This is a genomic window from Candidatus Krumholzibacteriia bacterium (assembly GCA_029865265.1).
Classification (GTDB): Bacteria; Krumholzibacteriota; Krumholzibacteriia; order WVZY01; family JAKEHA01; genus JAKEHA01.
In genome coordinates this window covers 30005-45135 of record JAOUHG010000025.1, presented here as the reverse complement: position 1 = coordinate 45135, position 15131 = coordinate 30005, and the positions used below count along the sequence as shown (strand labels likewise).

Sequence of the window (15131 nt, the reverse complement as noted above, 5' to 3'; positions counted from 1 at the left end):
TCGGTGTACTCGCGCCGGATGATGTACTTGACCTTCATGACACCTCCGATACGCGTTCGATGAAGATGTCGTGGATGGACGGTTCCGCCAGCTCGTAGCGCGTCACCCGCAGGCGCGCGCGCGCGGCGTCCAGCACGCGGTCCGGGTCGGCACCGTCGCGCAGGCGCAGAAAGAGCTCGTTGCCGTTGTCCTGCAGGCTCGCAACCTCGGGGAGTTCCCGCAGGAAGGAACCGTCTCCCACCACGCGCAGGGCGAGCCCGTTCTTGCCGTACTGCTTCTTGACGGACTGCAGGGTTCCGGACAGCACCGCCCGGCCACGGTGGATGAGACAGATCTGGTCGCAGAGCTTCTCCACCTGCTCCATCATGTGCGTGGAGAAGACGATGGTGTGGCCCTTGCGGTGGTACTCCAGGATGATGTCCTTGATGGCGGTGGCATTGACCGGGTCGAGCCCGGAGAACGGCTCATCCAGAATGAGCAGCTCGGGCTCGTGCAGGATGGTGGAGATGAACTGCACCTTCTGCTGCATGCCCTTGGAGAGGTCCTCCACCGGCTTGAGCGCGCGGTCCGCGAGCCCCATGCGCTCCAGCCATGCGCCGGCGCGGCTCTGCGCATCGTGACGGGAGAGCCCCTTGATCTCGCCGAAGAAGGTGAGCAGGCTGAGAACCTTCATCTTCTTGTAGAGACCGCGCTCCTCGGGCAGGTACCCCACCCGGTCCAGGTCCACCTGGGCCAGGCCGGAACCGAGCACGCTGATGTGCCCCTCGTCGGGGAGCATGATGCGCATCATCATGCGGATGGTGGTGGACTTGCCGGCGCCATTCGGCCCCAGCAGGCCGTAGATGGAACCCGGCGGCACGGAGAAGGTCAGGTCGTCCACGGCGGTGAAGTCGCCGTAGCGCTTGACGATGCCCCGTATGTCGATGATCGGTTCGCTCACGCTTTCTCCCCTTCGTGTGCCATTTCGTACCGCAACAACAACTCGCGCATGCCGATGGCCGCGCGGTAGCGATGGCTGGTGGCGTTCTTTTCTTCCTCGGTCATTTCGGCCAGCGTGCGCCCCGACGCCAGCTCGATGAACACCGGATCATAGCCGAAACCGGATTCGCCCCGCGCCGCGGCCGCGATCTCCCCCGGAAGAACCCCCTCGGACAGGAGACAATCGATGGTCCCCGGCTTGCCGAGGTCCGGGTGGCGGGCGAAGTGGACCAGCAGCCGCGCCGTGTCCGCGGGTGCCAGCGCCAGCGCCATCACGGTGCGAAATCGCGCCTGCCGCTCGCCGGGGGGAACGTCGCGCATCTCGCGCAGCAGCTTCCTGCAGTTGTCCTGGTAGGTGGCTTCCTCGCCCGCATAGCGCGCCGCGAAGATGCCGGGCGCGCCGCCGAGAGATTCCACCTCGAGCCCGGTGTCGTCGGCCAGGGCGGAATGCCCGGTGAGGTCGCGTGCTTCGCTCGCCTTCTTGATGGCGTTCGCCTCCAGCGTCTCTCCGTCCTCCACGGTGGCCGGCGCCTCAGGGAAATCGTCCAGGGTGGACACCTCGATATCGAGGCCGGCAAAGAGCGCCACGATCTCGCGAACCTTGTCCTTGTTGCGCGTGGCGAGGACGATTTCCATGCGTCTCCCTTGTCAGCCGATGCCGAGCACGGCGCGCTGCGCTTCGAACAGAGACTGGCAGCCGCTGCGCGCCAGCGCGAGCATCGCTTCGAACTGCTCGGTGGTGAAGGGCACACGCTCGGCGGTTCCCTGCACCTCGATGAACGCGCCGCTCTCCGCCATTACCACGTTCAAGTCCACCTCGGCGGCGGAGTCTTCATTATACGCGAGATCGAGCATGGGAACGCCGTCCACCATGCCCACGCTCACCGCCGACACCAGGAAGTTCATGGGATGCTCCTTGAGCTCGAGCGTGGAGAGCGCGTCGTACAGCGCCACGCACGCCCCGGTGACGGACGCGGTGCGCGTGCCGCCGTCGGCCTCGATCACGTCGCAGTCCACCAGCACGGTGTTCTCCCCCAGCAGTTTCATCTCCACCGCCGCGCGGCAGCAGCGGCCGATCAGCCGCTGGATCTCATGGGTGCGGCCGGTCCGGCCCCGGTCCGCCTCGCGGTTGATGCGCTGCTTGGAGCTGCGCGGCAGCATGCCGTACTCGGCGGTAACCCAGCCCCGCCCCTTCCCCATCATCCACCGGGGCACGCCCGGGTCCAGCGTGGCGCTGCAGATCACGCGGGTCTCGCCGATCTCGATGAGGGCGGAGCCCTCCGCGTGGCGCAGGTAGCCCCGCTGGATGCTGATGGGCCTCAGGTCCCCCGGGGCACGTTTGTCTTTCCGCATTCTGTTCCTCTCGTTACTCAACCCACCGACACGAGTTCGATGTCCGGAACGGTTCTCCCCAGGCAGCGCGCCGCGAGTCCCGCGAACGCGGGGCTGGTATCGCTCAGGATGATGTGAAAGCTCCCGCCTTGCGCACCCGCGATGCTGTGCTGGCCCAGCATCCGCTCCACCTCGCGTGCGGTCTCCACGGCAGAATCCACCAGCACCACGTCCTTGCCCACCACATCGCCGATGACGCCTTTGAGCAGCGGGTAGTGCGTACAGCCCAGCACCAGCGTGTCGATGCCGGTGCCCGCGTAGACCTTGAGATACTCCTCCGCCACCATGCGCGTGAGCGGACTGTCGATCCAGCCCTCCTCCACCAGCGGAACGAAGAGCGGGCACGCCTGGGAGATGACCACCGCGTCGGGCAGCTCCTGGGCGATGCGGGTCGGGTAGGCGTTGGAGCGCACGGTGGCCGCGGTACCCACCACGCCGATGCGGTGGCTGCGCGTGGCGGCGACCGCGGCGCGCACGCCCGGCTCGATCACCCCGACGATGGGGACGTCGAACTCACCCTCCAGCATGGGAAGCGCGTGCGACGAAGCCGTATTGCAGGCAACGACCACCATCTTCACGCCGCGTTCCAGCAGGAAGTGGACGTTTTCGCGCGAGAACCGCCGCACGGTCTCCGCGCTCTTGGTGCCGTAGGGCACGCGCGCGGTGTCGCCGAAGTAGACGAACGACTCGCCCGGCAGGCGCGCGAGCAGTTCGCGCAGCACGGTGAGTCCGCCGATACCGGAGTCGAAAACGCCGATGGGTTGCTGGGACATGGTTTCTCCGCTCTCTAGCGCCAGTCGCTCACACGGAACGGCTGATCGGCGCGAATGTGTCCCGCGATCGTGTCCACCTGGGAACCATCCACCAGAAACTGGACTGCTTCGATCTCCGGGAAGTTCTCTCCAATGGTCTTGACGACGGCGGCGATGGTGCAGTACTCCGCCGCACTCCCTCCCGGGTGCGCCGCCACCAGTTCGGAACTGAAATCGAGAAACAGCGTGGTGGCGGATTCGTCCAGCAGCACGCCCAGCAATTGCGTGCCGGGCGGGACGGCGCTTACGCCACTCTCGCGCTCGGGCCCCGCGATCAGCGCCCCGATGACCTGGCGGACCTGTTCGTCCAAGCGGCGCCCCACCGCCACTTCGCGCGACTCGCCATAGATGATCGGTTCATCCGTACCCGCGAAGAACAGGGTGACGGTGCGGCTGCCCTCGGGAACGCGCGAGACCTCGCGCGGCGCCGGTTCTCGGGTCGGTTCCGCCGGACGGCGCGTGAGCTTCCACATCACCCCGGCCATTACCACCACGGCCAGGACCGCGATGACGATCAGGTGGCGAACGCCCAGCCCGCCGCGCGACATGGCCGGCTCTGGATCGCCTGGAAAGCGCGGGAGATCGTCCATGTCAGCGGTACCGCTCCTGCAGGCGCCGGATCGCCTGGATCAACCCCTCGGCCACCCGCCCCTGAAAATCGGGGTCGGCCAGCAGCGCCTCCTCCTCCGGGTTGGAGAGGAACGCGGTCTCGATGAGCACCGCGGGCATCTTCACGCCCTGCAACACCAGGAAGTTGGCCTGCTTGACACCGCGGCTCTTGATGCCCAGCCGGTCGGTCATCTCCTTCTGGATGTACTCGGCAAACGCGCTGCTCTCCGCGATGTAGGCGTTCTGCACCAGGTCCCACAGGATGAAGTCCACGTCACCCGCCGACTGAGTCTGCGCGGGTGCCACCCCGCCCGCCTGGTTCTCGTAACGCGCCAGCGTCCGCTCCGACTCGCTCAGCGCCGGCGAGAGAAAGTACGATTCGAAACCGGTCGTCATCTCGTTGAACCATGCGTTGCAGTGGATGCTGATGAACAGGTCGGCGCCCGACGTGTTGGCGATCTCGGAGCGCTCGAGCAGGCCCAGCGTGCGATCGTCGTCGCGCGTCATGACCACTTCCACGCCAAGATCCTGCTGGATGCGGTCGCGAACCGCGAGCGCAATGGCGAGGTTCACGTCTTTCTCGCGCAGTCCGTTGGCGCTCTCCTTGCCAAAGTCGCGTCCGCCGTGGCCGGCGTCGATGCACACCCGGCGCACGTCGAGCGTGCGCCGCTCGCCGGACCCATCCTCCACGATCTCCACGTACCCTGTCCCCCCGTCCGTGGGGGTGTCCCCGGTTTCCAGGATCACCTCCAGCCGCAGCGGCTCCTCCACCCGGTCCACCCGCACCCGCCGCACGCCGCGCGCGAGGTCGATGGTGACGTACGCATCCCGCTCCGTCTGCTCGGCGCGAACACCGGCCACGAAACCCCGCGCCTGGCGAACGCTGAAGGCGCGCAGGTCGATGCGGCCACCGTACAGCTTCAGGCGCACCAGCCCCGGGGAACTCGTGTCCACGTGATAGACGAGCTGCTCGGTGAGATCGATGGCGGCGGTGGTTCGCTGCGACGACGAGGTGAAGGTGATGCGGGTCACGTTGTAGGCGATGCCCTTGACACTGAGGCGGCGCTCCCGCTCGTCCCATTCGAAGCCGCGCGGGGTGTGCTGGGAGGCGATTTCCAGGACGAACTCCAGCGGCACCAGGACGAACCCCTCGTCGTAACGCACCGACGAGCGCATCATGTTGGGCTCCCCGTCCACCACCACGACCCGCGTATCGACGGTCAGCACGAAGCGCGTGCGGCCCACGCCCAGGACGATCTTGCGGCTCGACGCGTTCCAGAACTGGGTGGCCCGAAACAGCCGGGCCACGTCGTTGGCGCGCATGAACCACGTGTCCTCATCGGGCAGGCGCACCAGTGGAATGTTCTCGGGAGCGCGGCCGTCATCATAGACGACCTCGGCGGTGGTATCGGCCACCGTCGGCGTGGGAAGCGCGGCAAGCGCCAGCGCGACGACTATGAAGACAAGCAGGCGCGGCATGGTGATCACGATCGCCTGCTCCCCCGGGGGTCGCGGCGATTCGCGGTCCAACATAGCAAAAAAGGCCGCGCGGCGTCGAAAGCCATTGTTGGTCCTACTCCTGGCGGGCCCGCTTCATCACGCGGTCGAGATCCCTGCGGGCATCCCGCTCCGAGATGGCATCCCGCTTGTCGTGGAGCTTCTTGCCCTTGGCCAGGCCCAACTCCACCTTCACGATGCCTCGCGGGCTGAAGTACAGCTTGAGGGCCACGAGTGTGAGTCCCTTCTCCTTCACCTTGCCGATGAGTTTGCGGATCTCGGCGCGGTTCATGAGCAGCTTGCGGTCCCGCACCGGATCCAGCTGACGCTCCGAGGTGTGCGAATACGGACTGATGTGCAGGCCGTGCAGAATCACCTCGCCCTGTTCGATATTCGCGTAGGCGTCGCGCAGGTTGGCCTTGCCCTCGCGCAGCGACTTGACCTCCGTGCCCTTGAGCGCGATGCCGGCCTCGAACGTCTCGAGGATGGCGAACTCGTGGCGGGCCTTCTTGTTCTGGACGATGATCTTCATGGCCGGGCGCTAGCCTAGGGCGCGGTCGCCGCGATTGCAACCGACAACTTTGTAACGAGTTAGTGTGTACCGCATTTTAACCGGTATAGGGGAAGAGAGATGTCCGCGCTTGTTCGTATCTTATTTAAGAACTTAATCTTATAATGATTGACCCCGCCGGTGGTAGGGATCCGACCAGAGGGGCCATATCTTGTGGGTTTTGACGCACGCCACCATAACTAACGTTTTTGCAAATAGTTACAGAAGCTTATCCACCACCCGATTCCCGTTTCGCGCGTTGACTTTTGTACCCCCTTCCACTATTCTGCGGCCGAGGCATCGATGAAGGTTTTCTTGGCTCTCCTTTGTCGCTGACCTCTTACTGCCAACCTGCTGGGAGTTGTTTCAGCAGCCGAAGTGGTGGAACTGGTAGACGCGCTGCGTTCAGGGCGCAGTGAGGGCAACCTCGTGGGGGTTCGAGTCCCCCCTTCGGCACCATGAAATCTCGATAGTAGGTCATGGACCCTTCGATTCTTTCCAACGTGGAATCGAAGGGTCCTTTTTTTTGCGGGCGCATGTGCGCATCCCGACAACCGGGTTGCCGGACCATCGCGACCCGCTGCAGCGCCGATCCCACCACCTGTCGCCGTGCGTCGCGCACCGCGCGCAGGTCGTTCACCCCGGTTGAGGCGCGCCAATTCGTGGTTGATCGAATGAGCGGGTTTGACGATTATTGCCGCATGTTTACGCGCGCACTCCGCAACCGCTCAGCGATGCTGGTCGCTCCCACCATCGCCGTGGCAGCGTTTTGCGGCTGTTCGACGGCGAAATTCTCCGTGGGCCACGTGATGGTGCCGGTGCTGAACAATGCGCGTGATGCCGCGATGGAGTCGGACGACCTGCGCACCTTCCAGGACGGCGCCGCCGCCAACCTGTTCCTGATGGAAGGGCTGATCCGCACCGACCCGGGCAACGGCGACCTGCGCCTCAACGCGTCCATGCTCTACTTCAGCTACGCGTTCTCGTCGTTCGAAGAAACCGACGCGACGTACGCGTCGCAGCTCTATCTCAAGGGCATCGGCCACGCACGCGCGGTGCTGGCAAGGAACAAGAAACTCGCCGTCGACTGGACGGTTCCCTTCGATCAGTTCGAGGCCACGCTGCCGAACATGAAGAAGAAGGACGTCCCCGCCGCGGTGTGGGCCGCGGCCAACTGGGCCCAGTTCATCGCCCTGCACCTCGATTCCACCGCGGTTCTGCGCGACATCCCCAAGGTGACCGCGCTGCTGGAGCGCTCCGCCGAGCTGGACGGGGCTTACTTCGAGGGGCTGCCGCTGGTGATGATCGGAAGCCTGTACGCCTTCCGGCCGCCCATGTTCGGGGGCGACCCTGAGAAGTCGCTGGCAAACTTCGAGAAGGCCTTTGGCGCCGCGCAGGACTCCTTCCTGCTCCCGCGCTACTTCTTTGCGCGTTACTACCTCTACCGCATCCAGGACGGCGACGCGTTCCGCAGCGTCCTGGACCGGGTGATCGCCTCGCCGCCGGTGACGGATGATCCGTACCGGCTGTTGAATCTGATCGCGCGGCAGCGATCGCAAACCCTGCTGGGAGAAGCCGATGACCTCTTCTAAGACCCTGCTGCTATGCCTCGCGGCCGTGGGAACGCTGTGCACGGGCACGCGGGACGTTGCCGCGCAGAAACAACCCAGGCCGCAGTCCGAAATCAAGGTCGCCACCCTGGCCCCCGACGGGAGCACGTGGATGAAGACCATGCGCAGGATCGACGAGGAGGTGCGCACGAAGACCGCCAACCGCGTGGGTTTCAAGTTCTACCCGGGCGGCGTGCAGGGCGACGAGAAGGATGTCATCCGCAAGATGCGCAACGGCCAGATCCACGGCGCGGCGTTCACCGGCTTCGGACTGGGCGCCATCGTTCCCGAGGTGCGCGTGCTGGAGCTGCCCTTCATGTTCGAGTCGCTCGACGAACTGGACGCCGTGCTGGAACGCACCGACGACTACTATCGCGGCCTGTTCGATGAGAAGGGCTACGCGCTGCTGGGCTGGACCGACGTCGGCTTCGTGTACCTGTTCAGCCAGACGCCGGTGAAAAGCGCCGCCGACATGCCGGGCTGCAGGTGGTGGATCTGGTCCGGCGACCAGCTGGCGGAGATCTTCTTCAAGGCATTCGAGATTACACCCATCCCGCTTTCGGCACCGGACGTGCTCACCTCGCTGCAGACCGGCGTGGTGGATGCCGTGTACTCGTCGCCGCTGGCGTGCGTGGCGCTGCAGTGGTTCACGCGCGTGAAGTACATGGCCGACATGCCCATCACCCACGGCGTGAGCGCTGTCGTCGTCACCCGCAAGTCTCTCGCCGGCGTTTCCGAGGGCGACCTCGCCATCGTCAACCAGGTCATGCGCAGCCACCTGGCCGAGCTGACCGCCAAGACGCGGGCGCAGAACCGGGAGGCCATCGGCGAGATCGAGAAGGAGGGCGTGCAGGTGGTGGCCGTGGACGAGGCGGCCCGCAACGACTTCGTGCAGCGCGGCCGTGCCGCCTGGGGCGAGGGCGTGGGCGTGCTCTACCCCAGGGAGCTCCTCGACCGCGTGAGCGCCATGGTGGCCGAATACCGCCGGACCCGTGCCGCGGGCGCATCCGACTGACCCCGTGAATGGAACCCACCTAGTTGCGCTGGCCGGTTTCCTGTTGTTGCTGGCCCTCGCCGCCGGGCGAGCGGCGCTGGAACGGCGCGGACGCGGCGGCGCGTTATTCGGCGCCGCCGGACGCGCAGAGGTTCTCTTTGTCGCGCTGCTGCTGCTGACACTCGTCGCACTGGGTGCCACCCAGATCTTCCTGCGCAACTTCTTCAACTCGGGCCTGCTGTGGGCGGACCCGTTGATGCGTCACATCGTTCTGTGGCTGGGTGCGTGCGGGGCCGCGCTGGCTTCGGCGCGCGTGCGGCACATATCCGTGGATGCGTTGACGCGCGTGCTGCCGGCCCGTTCCCGGCCCGGGCGCCGCGTGATCGTCTACTCCGCCACGGCCATCGCCGCCTACCTGCTGGCCATCTCCACCGTGCGCCTGGTGATCGACGAACGCGAATTCGGCGAGATCGCGTTCCTCGGCGTGCACACGTGGGTGGCACAGCTGATCCTCCCCGCGGCATTCGTGCTCATTACCTACCGGACCCTGCTGGGCATCTTCCTGGCGCGGGAGCCGGCCGAGACGGCGGAGGAGCTCTGACATGCTGGTCGTGCTCATCATCGCGCTCGTGCTGCTCGCGCTGTTCGGCATGCCGCTGTTCGCCGTGTTCGGCGTGCTGGCGCTGTTTCTCTTCCACGCCGCGGGCATCGACATCTCCTCGGTGGCGGTGTCGATGTACTCCATCGCCGGCTCCCCCCTGCTGGTCGCGATTCCGCTGTTCACGCTGGCCGGCTACCTGTTCGCGCACAGCCACGCCCCGGACCGTCTGGTGCGGCTGTCACGCGCGTTCTTCCCCGGCGGCCTGGCGGTGGTGGCGCTGGTGGCCTGTGCCGTCTTCACCGCCTTCACCGGCGCATCCGGCGTGACCATCGTGGCCATGGGCGGGCTGCTCATGCCCGCACTGCTCGCCGACCGCTACAGCAACCGTTTCAGCCTCGGGTTGATTACCGCATCGGGGAGTATCGGGCTCCTGTTTCCGCCCAGCCTGCCGCTGATCGTGTACGGATACGTGGCCGAGGTGGAGGTGGACAAGCTCTTCCTCGCGGGCATCCTGCCCGGCCTGCTGCTGGTTTCGCTGCTGGTGCTCTACAGCGTCCGCCAGGGACGGCGCGAGGGGGTGCGAACGCAGCGCTTCTCGCTGCATGAAGCAGCGGCGGCGGTGCGCGACGCCGCGTGGGAACTGCCGCTTCCGTTCATCGTGCTGGGAGGCATCTACGGCGGCATCTTCACGGTGATGGAGGCAGCGGCCGTCACCGCGCTTTACGCCCTCATCGTAGAGGTGCTCATATACCGGGACATCTCGTTGCGCAGGCTGCCGGCGATCATCGCCGAGAGTGCCACGCTGGTGGGCGGGATCCTCATCATCATCATGTGCTCGTTCGGGTTCGTGAATTACCTCATCGACGCCGAAGTGCCCATGAACATCCTGTCCTGGATGCAGCAGTACGTGACCAGCAAGTACACGTTCCTGCTGATTCTCAACGTGTTCCTGCTGGTGGTGGGATGCCTGATGGACATCTTCTCCGCCCTGATCGTGGTGGTGCCGCTGGTGGCGCCGGTGGCGGTGGGTTTCGGGGTCGACCCCGTCCACCTCGGCATCATTTTCCTGACCAACCTCGAGATAGGCTATCTGACGCCCCCGGTGGGTTTGAACCTGTTCATCTCGTCGTACCGTTTCCAGCAGCCGGTGGTGAAACTCTACGGCGCCAGCATTCCCTTCCTGCTGCTCATGCTGGTTGCACTCCTGATCATCACCTACGCGCCTGCCCTGAGCCTCGTCCTCGTGAACCTGTTTGCCGGCTAGTCCGTCGGTGGGTCGAACAGGACCGTCTCCACCCGGTCGAGCATGCGCTGCAACGTGAACTTCTCCTCCGCCACGCGTCTCCCGGCTTCGCCCATGGCCCGCGCCCGCGCCGGATCACACAACGCATCGCGCACGGCGCCCACGATGGCCCCGGTGTCTCCCACCGGGTGCAGGATACCGGTCTCGCCTTCCCTGACAATCTCGGGAATGCTGCTCACCCGCGAGGCGATGCAGGGGATGCCCACCGCCATCGCCTCCACCAGCACGTAGCCGAAACCCTCGACGCGCGAGGGCAGCAGGAGGGCGTCGCTGCCGGCAAGTATCTCGGGCACGTCAGAACGGAACCCCATGATTCTCACCGCGTTTTCCAGCCCGCGTTCCGCGATCACAGTTTCGAGCGCTTCGCGGTCCGCACCGTCACCCACGAAGAGCACGCGTGCCTCCGGGAACTCCTCCAGCACCCGCGGCCACGCCTCGATGATCACCCGTTGCTGCTTACGCTCGTGCAGCTCCCCCACCAGCGCAAACACAGGAGCCGTGGCAGGCGCCCCGATGGCACGGCGCAGCTTGTTGCGCATTTCGTCGCGGCGCGCTGCCAGTGCGTTGTAGGGCGCCATGTCGATCCCGTTGTAGATCACCACCGCCTTCTCCTCCCGGAACCAGGGCGCGTCGTGCATCATCTTTCCGCGCGTGGCCTCCGAGTTCACGATGACTCTGTCGATTTCCATGGTGTACACGATGCGGTAGTGGCGCTTGTCCTTGAGCGGAAACTCGCTTCCGCGCCGCGGTATCAGGCGTGGGCGCACGGGGCGCGGCGGCAGTGCGCGCGCCGCGTGGATGGCGGCCACGCACAGGCGGATCTCGCGGTCCAGGTTGGGAACAATGACGTGGGGCCGCGTGCGGCGGATGAGCGAGGTGAGCTGGGTGACGGCGATGGCATCCACGTCGCCGCGCATGGCGACCTCGGTGAGCGGGATACCACGCGCCGGGGCCCGCGCCGCCAGCACGCTCCCGGGCATGGCCACCAGGCGGGCGTCGTGGCCACGCGCACGCAGCCCGGCCGCGGTGTCCAGCATCCACCGTTCGCCGCCGCCGTAGCGGCGCAGCGATGACACGAAAAGAACGCGCCTTGGGTCCAATTGGTTTGATTCGCCACGGGGAGGCCGGACGATTGCAACATCGCGCTCGGCGACGACCCCACCCCGGGAGTGTAGGCACGGGGCGCGGGACACCACCAGCGATTTTGTGGTACAACCGGAAACATCGCCCCCTCACCCGCCCCCCCGCGCGTGTGGCGCGTCCCCGCCCCCGGCGACGGCACGCGCGTTGCACGACAGTCCCCGGGTAACCCGGTCAGCAGAGTATCACCATGCGATTTCCGTTCGGCATCAGGACTCCGGCGGCGCTGTTCGTGGCGCTCGCCGTGGCATGTTCCCAGGCCTCGGAGCCGTCCGATACCGGCACCGTGGCCGGCGGCTGCGTAACCGACTTCTCCTGCCCCTTCGGCGAGGAGTGCGACGGCGCCGGCTGTGCGCCGATTACCTCGTCGCTCTACCCGCACATTCAGACCGCGTCGGCACTGTCACGCGCCGCCATCGACGATGCGGAGCAGGCGTGGCGCGCCGCCCATTATGATCTCTGCATTTCGCGCATCGATCCCGACGCCATGCGCGCCACCAATCCGCGTGTGCGCCTGTTCGAGTACACCATCGCGCGCTACCATCGCTTCGGGAGCGGACCCAACGGTCCCGATGAGTGGGCCACCGATCACGGGTACGACCCCGAAGACTTCTACCTGCACTACCGCGAAGACGTGAATGTTCCCACCTGGGAGGGCATCGTCGTGGTTCCCGGCTATCCTCCCGGCGTGGTCCCGGGATGGAACCCCGGCGGCGGCGGGAACCCGGCATCGGCGACGGAGCGATCGCAATCCCGAGTCATCGCCTACCGCAACGGCGCCACCGAGCCGTTGTACCTCGCAAACCTGACCCATCCGGGCTACCGCCGGTTCCTGGTGGAGCACGCGCGGCAGCTGCTGCAGGGCACGCGCTACGGCGCCGCCCCCAATGCGACGGGACCGGTCGACGGCATCATGGTCGACGTTGGAATCTACCTGGCGCAGTTCGGCGAGGGTCAGTTGGACCGGACCGGTGAGTTCTACGGGATCGCCATCGACGACGACCACCCCTACGCGGTCGCCAACGAGACGCTGTACCCGTTCCTCGCCGGCGAACTGCGGCGCGCGCTGGGGGTCACCGCGGACCTCATGCCCAACTACGGGCACGTGTATTTCCTCAACTACCCCAGCCGCTCCACCGAGAACATCCAGACCACGACACCGTGGATCCTGGGCGAGGTCTGGGTCACCTACACCGGCGCCTGGTCGCCCACCAGCGGCGGCAATCGGTGCATCAGCTACGAAAAGGACTACGAGAACGGGATCGTGGAGATCGCCCGCCAGACGCGGGCGGGAGGCCGCCGCATCATCGGGGCACGCGACGTGGCGTCGGGAACCGCGGGAACCGACCGCGGCAAGCTGTTCAGCCTGGGGCTCTACTACCTGGTGCACAACCGGCACACGTACTACTCGTACGACACCGAATCGGGCCACCTGAACCCCGCCCACCTCTCCACGTGGTCATGGAATCCAGCGGTCGAGTTTGACGTGGGACAGCCGGACGTGATCCCCGCCGGCAAGGTGGACTTCCAGGGACGGGCGAATACGAAGGAGCACTACGAGTTCGCGAGCGGCGCGGATCCCCACAGCCCGTCGCTGACTTACCACGTATTCGCACGCCGCTTCACCAATGCGCTGGTGCTGGTGAAGATGCTGCCCGAGGGATCGGTGACCGACGACCGCAGCATCACCACCCACGCACTCGACGGCACTTACGCTCCTCTGCAGGCGGACGGGACCCTGGGTGCGGCCGTCAACGTGGCCTTGATACGCAACAACGAGGCGTTGATCCTGATCCGGCTGGACTGAGCGCCGCGATCAGGTGCGGCGGATGGCCAGGTAGGTGGTGTCGTCGGACTGCGGTTCGGCACCCACGAAGGCACGCACCCTCCCGTACAGCGCCGTGCACATCCGGTACGGCATCAACTGCAGGTTGGCACGAACCGACTCGATGAAACGCTTCTCGCCAAACTCCTCGTCGGCGGCATTGCGCGCCTCGGTGGCGCCATCGGTGTAGCAGACCAGCACCTCGTCGCGCAGTACGAAACGCCCGTCGGTCCAGTCCGCGTCCCGCATGACACCCAGCACCGGCCCCCCCGATCCCAGCTCCCGGTAGTTCCCGTTGGGCGCCATCAGGATGGGCGGGTTGTGCCCCGCGTTGCAGTAGGTAACCTCGCCCGTGTCCGGGTTGAGCACGCCGATGAACGCGGTGACGAAGTCCTGCGGGCGGACCGTCTCCACCAGGATCTGGTTGGCGCGCACCACGATCTGGCGCGCGGTGGCCGTGTACGGTGCCACCGTGCGCAGAATGGAACGAAAGCTTGCCATGATGAGCGACGCCGGCACGCCCTTGCCGGCCACGTCGGCGATGGCAAAGGCGATGAGACGATTCATGCCCGGGAAGAAGTCGTAGTAGTCGCCGCTCACTTCAAGCGACGGATAGTTGGCGCCGGCGATGCGGAACGCGCCCGAGGTCATGGTCTTCCGGGGGCTGAAGAACTCCTGCACCGTGCGTGCGATGCGCAACTCCTTCTCGATCTCCAGCTTCACCTGGCGCTCCTGGAACAGGTGGGCGCGATCGATGGCCACCGCGGCCTCGGCCGAGAAGGCCTCCAGCAGGCGCAGGTCGTTTTCGCTGTAGGCGTCCAGGCGGTCGCTCTCCAGGTTGAACAGTCCCAGCACCTGGCCGCGCAGCACCAGGGGCGCCACCATCTCGGAGCGCGTGCGGTGCCTTACGTTCACGTAGCGGGGGTGCTTGCGCACGTCGGGGACGATGACACCCACGCGGGTCCGCCCCACCTCGCCCACGATGCCCTCGTCCGACTTGATGTTGATCTTCTCGTGGGCGCCACGCGTGTAGCCGGTGTGCAGCACGCTGGACATGGTGTCGGTTTCGTTATCCACCAGGAAGATGGCCGCGGCGTCGTAGGGAACCAGCCGGGCCAGGTTCTTGAGGATCCGGTCCAGGGCTTCGTCGCGTGTGAGCGACTTGCCCACGTCCGCACTGACTTCGGCGAGCAGCGAATACTCCAGCCGGCGCCGCTCCGCGCGGGCGCGCAGGCGCGCGTTGGCCACCGCCACCGCCACGTGCTCCACCAGCGGCACCAGCAGTTGCAGGTCGTCCTCGCGGAAGGGTGTGTTGTCGCGCCGGCGGTTGACCACTTCCACCGCGCCACGCACCAGGCCACGCCGCAGCAACGGCACCGCGACCACCGTGTGCGTCTTGAGCCCCGCCTTCCTCTCCAGGGTTAGCGACAGCTTTCCGCGCTTGACGCTCTCGACGATGAGGGGCTCCCGCGTCTGCCACACCGTGCCCATGGCTCCGGTGCCGCGCGTGATGGGCACGCCGTCGAGCCCGGCATCGTCCGCGCCCAGCGCACGGTCGAAGACCATCTGGTCCTGCTCATCCATCACCGCCAGCAGCACGGCCTCCGCGTTCATGGCGGTGCGGATTATCTTCAGCAGCCCCTTGACGATCTCGCCGTAGTCCAGCGACGCGTTGAGCGTGTGGCTGGCCTGCGCAAGGTAGTCAAAATCGCTGGTTCCGTGTGCGGGAACTCTTCTATCGGCGGTCACGAACGGCTCCGGTAGGTAAAGTAAGCTCTCCATGCTTCTATGAGTACGCCGCCCTTGTCAAGGCGAGACTA

Annotated in this window: 14 protein-coding genes and 1 tRNA gene; 6 read left to right on the top strand and 9 right to left on the bottom strand. The window is 66.2% G+C overall.

From position 1 onward, the window contains the following. Window positions 1–34 precede the first annotated feature (34 nt). The 7 genes from OEX18_11235 to smpB form a co-directional block, all read right to left on the bottom strand. A complete protein-coding gene (locus OEX18_11235) occupies window positions 35–940 on the bottom strand; it encodes an ATP-binding cassette domain-containing protein (GenBank protein MDH4337833.1) in 906 nt (301 codons plus the stop codon). Beyond that, on the bottom strand, window positions 937–1614 hold the full coding sequence (locus tag OEX18_11230) for a non-canonical purine NTP pyrophosphatase (GenBank protein ID MDH4337832.1): 678 nt from the start codon (window positions 1612–1614) through the stop codon (window positions 937–939). The genes OEX18_11235 and OEX18_11230 overlap by 4 nt, the downstream gene beginning before the upstream one ends. Window positions 1615–1626: 12 nt before the next feature. After that, window positions 1627–2331 (bottom strand): ribonuclease PH, encoded by a 705-nt coding sequence (gene rph / locus OEX18_11225; protein ID MDH4337831.1) that lies wholly within the window; start codon window positions 2329–2331, stop codon window positions 1627–1629. A gap of 17 nt (window positions 2332–2348) precedes the next feature. Beyond that, window positions 2349–3143 carry a glutamate racemase gene (murI, locus tag OEX18_11220; protein MDH4337830.1) on the bottom strand — a complete coding sequence of 265 codons (795 nt, stop codon included), beginning with the start codon at window positions 3141–3143 and terminating at the stop codon, window positions 2349–2351. Window positions 3144–3157: 14 nt separating this feature from the next. Continuing rightward, the gene (locus OEX18_11215) at window positions 3158–3772 is read right to left on the bottom strand and encodes a GerMN domain-containing protein (protein ID MDH4337829.1); all 615 of its coding nucleotides are present in this window, start codon (window positions 3770–3772) and stop codon (window positions 3158–3160) included. Window position 3773: 1 nt separating this feature from the next. Beyond that, window positions 3774–5270, bottom strand: coding sequence for an N-acetylmuramoyl-L-alanine amidase (locus OEX18_11210; GenBank protein ID MDH4337828.1), 1497 nt, complete (start codon window positions 5268–5270; stop codon window positions 3774–3776). A 94-nt stretch (window positions 5271–5364) separates the two neighbouring features. Beyond that, a complete protein-coding gene (gene smpB / locus OEX18_11205; protein ID MDH4337827.1) occupies window positions 5365–5820 on the bottom strand; it encodes an SsrA-binding protein SmpB in 456 nt (151 codons plus the stop codon). Between the two features lie 390 nt (window positions 5821–6210). Between smpB and OEX18_11200 the strand changes: the two genes are divergently transcribed. The 5 genes from OEX18_11200 to OEX18_11180 all read left to right on the top strand — a co-directional run bounded on the left by OEX18_11200 (window position 6211) and on the right by OEX18_11180 (window position 10307). Continuing rightward, window positions 6211–6297 (top strand) — tRNA-Leu (locus tag OEX18_11200). Window positions 6298–6539: 242 nt separating this feature from the next. After that, entirely contained in the window at window positions 6540–7430 is an 891-nt protein-coding gene (locus tag OEX18_11195) for a TRAP transporter TatT component family protein (protein MDH4337826.1), read from the top strand. Beyond that, window positions 7417–8463 carry a TRAP transporter substrate-binding protein DctP gene (gene dctP / locus OEX18_11190; GenBank protein MDH4337825.1) on the top strand — a complete coding sequence of 349 codons (1047 nt, stop codon included), beginning with the start codon at window positions 7417–7419 and terminating at the stop codon, window positions 8461–8463. Before OEX18_11195 ends, dctP begins: the two co-directional genes overlap by 14 nt. Window positions 8464–8467: 4 nt before the next feature. Beyond that, window positions 8468–9043, top strand: coding sequence for a TRAP transporter small permease subunit (locus OEX18_11185; GenBank protein MDH4337824.1), 576 nt, complete (start codon window positions 8468–8470; stop codon window positions 9041–9043). A 1-nt stretch (window position 9044) separates the two neighbouring features. After that, on the top strand, window positions 9045–10307 hold the full coding sequence (locus tag OEX18_11180) for a TRAP transporter large permease subunit (GenBank protein MDH4337823.1): 1263 nt from the start codon (window positions 9045–9047) through the stop codon (window positions 10305–10307). Here the strand turns inward: OEX18_11180 and OEX18_11175 are convergent. Further along, the gene (locus OEX18_11175; protein MDH4337822.1) at window positions 10304–11422 is read right to left on the bottom strand and encodes a glycosyltransferase family 4 protein; all 1119 of its coding nucleotides are present in this window, start codon (window positions 11420–11422) and stop codon (window positions 10304–10306) included. The genes OEX18_11180 and OEX18_11175 overlap by 4 nt on opposite strands. Before the next feature lie 254 nt (window positions 11423–11676). Here OEX18_11175 and OEX18_11170 point away from each other — a divergent pair, with 254 nt between their 5' ends. Further along, window positions 11677–13293, top strand: a complete 1617-nt coding sequence (locus OEX18_11170; GenBank protein MDH4337821.1) for a hypothetical protein — start codon at window positions 11677–11679, stop codon at window positions 13291–13293. 9 nt (window positions 13294–13302) lie between these two features. Here the strand turns inward: OEX18_11170 and OEX18_11165 are convergent, their stop codons facing one another. After that, on the bottom strand, window positions 13303–15060 hold the full coding sequence (locus tag OEX18_11165; GenBank protein ID MDH4337820.1) for a SpoIIE family protein phosphatase: 1758 nt from the start codon (window positions 15058–15060) through the stop codon (window positions 13303–13305). Window positions 15061–15131: the final 71 nt, after the last annotated feature.

Excerpts from the sequence above, each read along its gene's own strand:
- OEX18_11230 (MDH4337832.1), bottom strand. The coding sequence starts at position 1,614 with ATGGAAATCGTCCTCGCCACGCGCAACAAGGACAAGGTTCGCGAGATC.
- rph (MDH4337831.1), bottom strand. The coding sequence starts at position 2,331 with ATGCGGAAAGACAAACGTGCCCCGGGGGACCTGAGGCCCATCAGCATC.
- murI (MDH4337830.1), bottom strand. The coding sequence starts at position 3,143 with ATGTCCCAGCAACCCATCGGCGTTTTCGACTCCGGTATCGGCGGACTC.
- OEX18_11215 (MDH4337829.1), bottom strand. The coding sequence starts at position 3,772 with ATGGACGATCTCCCGCGCTTTCCAGGCGATCCAGAGCCGGCCATGTCG.
- OEX18_11210 (MDH4337828.1), bottom strand. The coding sequence starts at position 5,270 with ATGCCGCGCCTGCTTGTCTTCATAGTCGTCGCGCTGGCGCTTGCCGCG.
- smpB (MDH4337827.1), bottom strand. The coding sequence starts at position 5,820 with ATGAAGATCATCGTCCAGAACAAGAAGGCCCGCCACGAGTTCGCCATC.
- OEX18_11195 (MDH4337826.1), top strand. The coding sequence starts at position 6,540 with ATGTTTACGCGCGCACTCCGCAACCGCTCAGCGATGCTGGTCGCTCCC.
- dctP (MDH4337825.1), top strand. The coding sequence starts at position 7,417 with ATGACCTCTTCTAAGACCCTGCTGCTATGCCTCGCGGCCGTGGGAACG.
- OEX18_11180 (MDH4337823.1), top strand. The coding sequence starts at position 9,045 with ATGCTGGTCGTGCTCATCATCGCGCTCGTGCTGCTCGCGCTGTTCGGC.
- OEX18_11170 (MDH4337821.1), top strand. The coding sequence starts at position 11,677 with ATGCGATTTCCGTTCGGCATCAGGACTCCGGCGGCGCTGTTCGTGGCG.